The sequence below is a fragment of the Microcoleus sp. S1D4 genome, from assembly GCF_036700765.1.
Taxonomy (GTDB): domain Bacteria; phylum Cyanobacteriota; class Cyanobacteriia; order Cyanobacteriales; family Microcoleaceae; genus Microcoleus.
Map to the genome: position 1 here is coordinate 68,081 of NZ_JAUBPP010000030.1, position 6,000 is coordinate 74,080.

Below are 6,000 nucleotides of genomic sequence, written 5' to 3' on the forward strand. Positions count from 1 at the left end.
TATTTGCCAAACTTGACACCAATACCTAGGGGAGGTAAATTGTAGAACAATGGCGCTAATTAAAGGCAACAGTTGAATTGAATTGTACCAATCCTCCACTCTAAGAGTTGTTAGTAATATCGGGAAGTCTACAATTGAAAACTGCACTATAAATAATGCAAATCGCTTGTTTAATTAATCATTATAGCCCTTAACCGCTTAATTCAGACCGAGCTTAAATGCTTGTGCAACACATTTGCTATAACTCATATTCGGCTAGCTTTGTCAAAAAAAAAATGTTATAAATGACAATTAAATAACTGTTAATCGTCTGCTGTCAAAAGTTAAAACTCGCATATAAATAGCTCTGGAGTTATATCGTTTCCGGTAGCATCGGAATGATTTAACCGGCGCTAGAACACAGAGTACACAGAGTCCGAGAATATATATCTGAATCATTCCGATGCTACCGGATTTGATATTAGATCCTGTCCGTTCAATTCACAACAATAAGATTTGGTTCGTAGTGCGGATTTTAGTCCGCTCTTGGGCTGCGGACTAAAATCCGCACTACGAAACGTTTTTGGTATGGTAATGGATCGCGCATAATATTACGTATCCAGCGCGTATTTATCGATCGTTGCGAGGAAAAGCAAAGTAAATCTTGGACGCATGGATAGTGAGAAACCGGGTTTTTTACAAAAATATTTCATTCCGGCCCCCAGTAAGGTTAAAAAACCCGGTTTATTTGGCTGTAATACGTCCAGCACTAAAAGCTTTCACAAACCTCAGACATCTCCAATAATGCTTGTACAAGGGAGCATCTCAGTTTTGCATTTATAGTGCGAGCTGTCGCGAACTCGCGACAGCTCGCACTATAATAAAAAAAATGCTTTTTGTAAAACTGAGATGATACCCTTGTGCAATCAGCTAAGAGCCTGCTTGCTTACAAACTGTGAGAACAGAAATCTCTCGATCTATCCTAACAGTTCCATCAGCAAAAAAAACGTAAAAATAATTTTTCCTACTCACCTTTGACCTGAATGTTAGACAATAACGAAATCCTGCCACCATTGAATTTACAGATATGCCCCAAAAGTATTAACAATCTTCTAGACAAACTGTTATCTTTGCGTCGCATAGAATTCCTCGCAGTCGATAGAGAACTGAAAATTCAAGAAACATCCTTAAACGTGCAAGACTTTGCCGAGATTCCCAATCAAATCGAAAAAGGCAAAGATGTGCGCGACTGTTTTCCCGAACTGATCGGAATTGAAGAACTGCTTGACGATATTCTAGAACAACGACAGTCAAGTTTCCATTTAAAATCAGTTACCAGAATTTTAAAAGATGGAACTTATTTCTATCTCGATCTATATATTTTTTGTCATAAGGAGCAGCTTAAACCTGAGAGATTAATTATTTTTTGCGAAGACGTAACAGACAGTGCCTCTCTTCAGCAAACTATGGTTCAAGCAGTCAACGAAAACAGTATTAAAGTCGATTATTTGGCTACTGCTCGTGATTATATTGATAAAATTCTTAACTCACTTAACGATATTTTATTGGTAACAACGGGAGCGGGAAAAATTAAAAAAATCAATAAAGCTACCGAAATATTATTTGGATATACCGAATCAGAATTAATCGGTAAACAAATCTCAATGATTACCCCTGATGGGGAATTATTGCGTCAAATTAGCCAGCTACCTCCTGAACTGAAAACAGAATCTTGGCATCAAATAAAAGTAACTTGTACAACTAAAAATAGTTCAAAGCTGACAGTTGCTTTTTCCTGCTCTACTATCGATACAAGCATAGACAGCAAGCACTATGACAACAAAAGCATACAAGATTTTGTCTGTGTGGGTAGGGATATCACTGAGGAACAGCGGATCAAAAAACGTCAAGCAGCACAGTATGCAGTAGCTCGTATTATGTCAGAATCGGGTTCTTTAGAGAGCGCCACTCCGAAATTTTTGCAAGCTATTTGTGAAAGTTTGGGATGGGATGTTGGCGAGCTTTGGACGCCTGTGGATGAAAAAGAGAGTAAATTTGATGCGGAAAATAGTCGCGACAAAATACCTTTTTTGTTGGCTGCACCAGATAATGTTATTGAAAATATTCCTTTTTTGGTGCGAGTGGGAGTTTGGCGCAGGGGGACTGAAGTTGGGGAGTTTGTGGAAAATTGCCAGCAGATTAATCTAGAGCCTGGTGCGGGTTTACCGGGAATAGTTTGGAACACTGGTTTTCCGCAATGGATTACGGATATTCTCAAAGATCGCAATTTTGTGCGATCGCACTTAGCAGCCAAAGCAGGATTGCAATCGGCTTTTGGTTTCCCGATTCGCGCCAGCGGTCAAGTGGTAGGGGTAATGACTTTTTTCTGCCAGGAAAAACAGCCTCTCGATGAAGATTTGCTTGAGATGATGGCTGCTGTCGGTTCTCAATTAGGGCAGTTTGTCAAGCGCAAATATGCAGAGAAAGAACTGCAAGAAGCCGAAGCTTCAATTCGATTTTTGTACGAGCAAGAAAAACGGCAAAGCGAAGAATTAGCCCAGCAAAACTTAGCTTTAGAACAGGCGAAATTAGAGTTAGAAGCTGCTAACCAAACATTGCAAGAACTCGCATCTCTCGACGGTTTGACTCAGATTGCTAACCGTCGCAGTTTTGACAAAGCATTAAAATCGGAGTGGCAGCGGATGGCTAGAGAGAAAGCGCCCCTGTCTTTGATTTTGCTGGATATCGATTTTTTCAAACTTTACAACGATCGCTACGGGCATCAAGGAGGCGATGAATGTTTAAAAAAAGTAGCTAAAATTTTAGAGAAAAATGCTAGGCGGGGAGGCGATTTATCAGCCCGTTACGGTGGCGAGGAATTTACGGTAATTTTGTCGCGGACTGAGGTTAAGGGAGCTATGCGGGTAGCTGAATTAATTCGCAGCGATTTGAATGCTGCGGCAATTCTTCATGCTGATTCCAAGGTAAGTAAGTTTGTGACTCTCAGTATCGGAGTCACTAATGTTGTGCCTGCTGTCGGTTTATCCATTGAGGGGTTAATTGGAGAAGCCGATCGCGCGCTGTATCGAGCTAAACTAGAAGGGCGCGATCGCATAGTTTGCTTAGAATACAATCAAGAATTTCAGGGCCCGAAAGGAGTATTTTCTGATGATCGTGAGAGAAGCTAAAATTGCTGACGCACCTGCAATTGCCCGAGTTAATCTAGACACTTGGCGGACAGCTTACCGAAAATTTTTACCAGCAGATTACCTCGCGCAACTGTCATATCAAAAACGAGAAAACAACTGGCAAGAAATCCTGTCAAACGTCAAAAATACTGGGGATTTTGTCTGCGTTGCTGAGAATGACTCCGAGCAAATTGTGGGTTTTGCTGCCGGCGGTTGCGAGCGTACTGGCAAATATGCTTATCAAGGAGAATTATTTGCTATCTATATTTTGGAGGAATATCAGCGTCAGGGAATCGGACAGCAACTCGTGCGAGCAGTTGTCACAAAATTGACTGAATCAAGCTTGAATTCGATGCTGGTTTGGGTACTGGGAGACAATTCAGCCTGCAAATTTTATGAGTTTTTAGGAGGTGAAAAAGTGGACGAACACCCAACAAATAAAGCAGGAGTTGCAGTCAAAGAAACTGCCTACGGGTGGAACGATCTCGCATTGCTGAAAGACAGGCTTGCTTGATCCCAAAATTGGCAGTTTTATCAATTATCGATTAAATTTCCCCTCTTCATTTGTTCCCGTTCAATTGCTTCAAATAAAGCTCGAAAATTGCCAGCCCCAAAACCTCCAGCTTGCACCTTTTTGCCGTTAATCAAAGAAACTCGGCGCTCAATAATCTCGAAAAAGAAAGTCGGTTCGGCAAAAATTGGCTGAGTAAAGATCTGCAGCAGCATCGCGGCGGGAGTATTTTCTTGCCAATCTGCCAAAACTTGAGAAGCTGCAATTGCTTGCCAATCTGCGGGCAAATAGTTTTGCCGCTCTTGCAATTGGGAGTAATAGGTTGCAGGAACGGGTAGAAAAGGCAAACCGCGCGATCGCAAATCGGTAACAACCCCTACAATATCAGCAGTTTGTAAAGCCATGTGCTGAATTCCTGACCCCCGATTTGCAGTCAAAAACTCTTGAATTTGAGAATTAGTCGATGCCGGTTCGTTAATCGGGAATTGCGCCCCACCTTCAGCGTGCATCATAACTTGGCTTCGCAAGGCCGAATTTTCAGTCTTAATGTCAAAATTTTGCTGCGGCGTAAAACCTAATATTTTTTGATACCAACTAACAGCACTTGACAAATCGCCCGATTCAACATTTAAAACTACGTGGTCGATTAAGGTAAACAGCGACAGCTTACCAGAAGCCGGTAGCGCTAAATTTTCTTCTATTTGCTCAATCAGCGTGTGGCTTAAATCTCCCCAACCAGCGATTTTTGCCCGCTTAAAACAACCTGCTGCTGTTAGGTTCTTTTGAATCGGTTCCAGAATTTGAGCGCCTGCAGCAGCCGCTCTAGCTACTGCTAATTCGATATTTTTTACCCGAAAACCCACATCGGCAATTCCGGGAGGATGAAACTTCAACCAACTAGCGGCGGGACTAGCGAGTGTCAGCGGCGAAGATAAAACAAAACATACATTACCGCTGCTGACAGATTCAGTGCTAGTGTGGCTGTTGGAAGAACCTGCGATTGATTTAAAGCCTAAGTGGCTAACAAACCAGTCGCGGGATACTTTAGCATTTTCAACGTAAAACAGAATGCGATCGAATTCCATAATCAATAATTGAAAATGGAAACTGAGGAATGGAAAATCGGCTGATTTTCAGTGGAAAACTGCAAGATAGAGACAGAGTAAGGGATATTTTTCATGTTTTTCTCGTGCGCGCTACTAATAATAACCTCAAGGTTGAATATTATAACTCCCTCTCAAGGTATAAATACATCGGCACTAAAAAAAAATAGGTGTCGGGGAGAACTTGAGTTTGGTGGCGATGCCTTAGCCCAGTAGATTTGAGATTTTAGCTTTACTCCACAGATGAATCTGGAACATTGAAGTTTTGTCTAAAATGTTGGGATAATCTATGAATTAAGGCTGGGTTTGTACCTATTTTGGGGTCAATCGGTGCGATAAGAACATTATAAAAACTGAATCGGTGCGCCTCGGCGCACCCTACAAACTACTAGAAAAATAAATGACTTTCCGGCTGAATATTAATCTCCAGCGGCACAGCTTGCGGGTCAGACGAAAGAGCAAACATAATCGCATTTGCAGCGGTTTCGGTACTCAGCATTTTTGAGCGGTCTACCTTCAAACTCACATTATCCCAAAACGGAGAATCCACCCCGCCAAAATAGAATAGTGTAAATTTAATGCCGTAGCGGCGCAGCTCATCTGCCATGCACTTGCTAAAACCAACTACTCCAAACTTTGAAGCACAATAAGCAGTTCCCATCGCCATCGAATGCTTGCCCAAAATCCCGATGACATTGCAGATGTGACCGGATTTGCGCTCTTTCATCACATTCGCGGCGGCTTGAGATGTGTAAAAACTGCCTTTCAAGTTCAAGTCAAGCATCGCATCTAAATCAGCGGGTTCTAACTTGTTCCACTGCTTGAGAATTCCGGCACCGGCGGCGTTTATGAGGGCATCAATTTGTCCGAAATGTTCGACAGTTTTTTGCATCAGCGTCTCGACTTGCGACAAGTCGGTGATGTCTGTAGGTACGCACAGTACCTCTGTTGTTGAAAGTTCGCTTGCTAAAGCGTCTAATTTACTGCTGTCTCTGGCGGCGAGCACTAGCGTCGCACCCGCATCGGCGAGTTTGCGGGCGACGGCTGAACCGATGCCGCCAGTCGCACCCACCACAACCACAACTTTGTCCTGCATATCCCTTTACATTTCTTTACGTCCAGATTGTATGATAACTCAAGTTATTGGGAATTGGGAATTGGGAATTGGGAATTGGGAATTGGGAATTGGGAATTGGGAATTGGGAATTGGGAATTGGGA

At 42.4% G+C, this 6,000-nt stretch carries 4 protein-coding genes; 2 read left to right on the forward strand and 2 right to left on the reverse strand.

Going from position 1 to position 6,000, the window contains the following annotated elements; translation table 11 throughout:
• Positions 1-1,022: 1,022 nt before the first annotated feature.
• Positions 1,023-3,167 carry a diguanylate cyclase gene (locus tag QT998_RS24075; protein WP_333092662.1) on the forward strand — a complete coding sequence of 715 codons (2,145 nt, stop codon included), beginning with the start codon at positions 1,023-1,025 and terminating at the stop codon, positions 3,165-3,167.
• Positions 3,148-3,681, forward strand: coding sequence for a GNAT family N-acetyltransferase (locus QT998_RS24080; RefSeq protein WP_333092663.1), 534 nt, complete (start codon positions 3,148-3,150; stop codon positions 3,679-3,681). Before QT998_RS24075 ends, QT998_RS24080 begins: the two co-directional genes overlap by 20 nt.
• A 20-nt stretch (positions 3,682-3,701) precedes the next feature.
• Here the strand turns inward: QT998_RS24080 and hppD are convergent, their stop codons facing one another.
• Together hppD and QT998_RS24090 are read right to left on the reverse strand one after the other, a co-directional pair.
• Positions 3,702-4,763, reverse strand: coding sequence for a 4-hydroxyphenylpyruvate dioxygenase (hppD, locus tag QT998_RS24085; RefSeq protein ID WP_333092664.1), 1,062 nt, complete (start codon positions 4,761-4,763; stop codon positions 3,702-3,704).
• Between the two features lie 406 nt (positions 4,764-5,169).
• Positions 5,170-5,877, reverse strand: coding sequence for an SDR family oxidoreductase (locus tag QT998_RS24090; protein ID WP_194066755.1), 708 nt, complete (start codon positions 5,875-5,877; stop codon positions 5,170-5,172).
• Positions 5,878-6,000 lie beyond the last annotated feature (123 nt).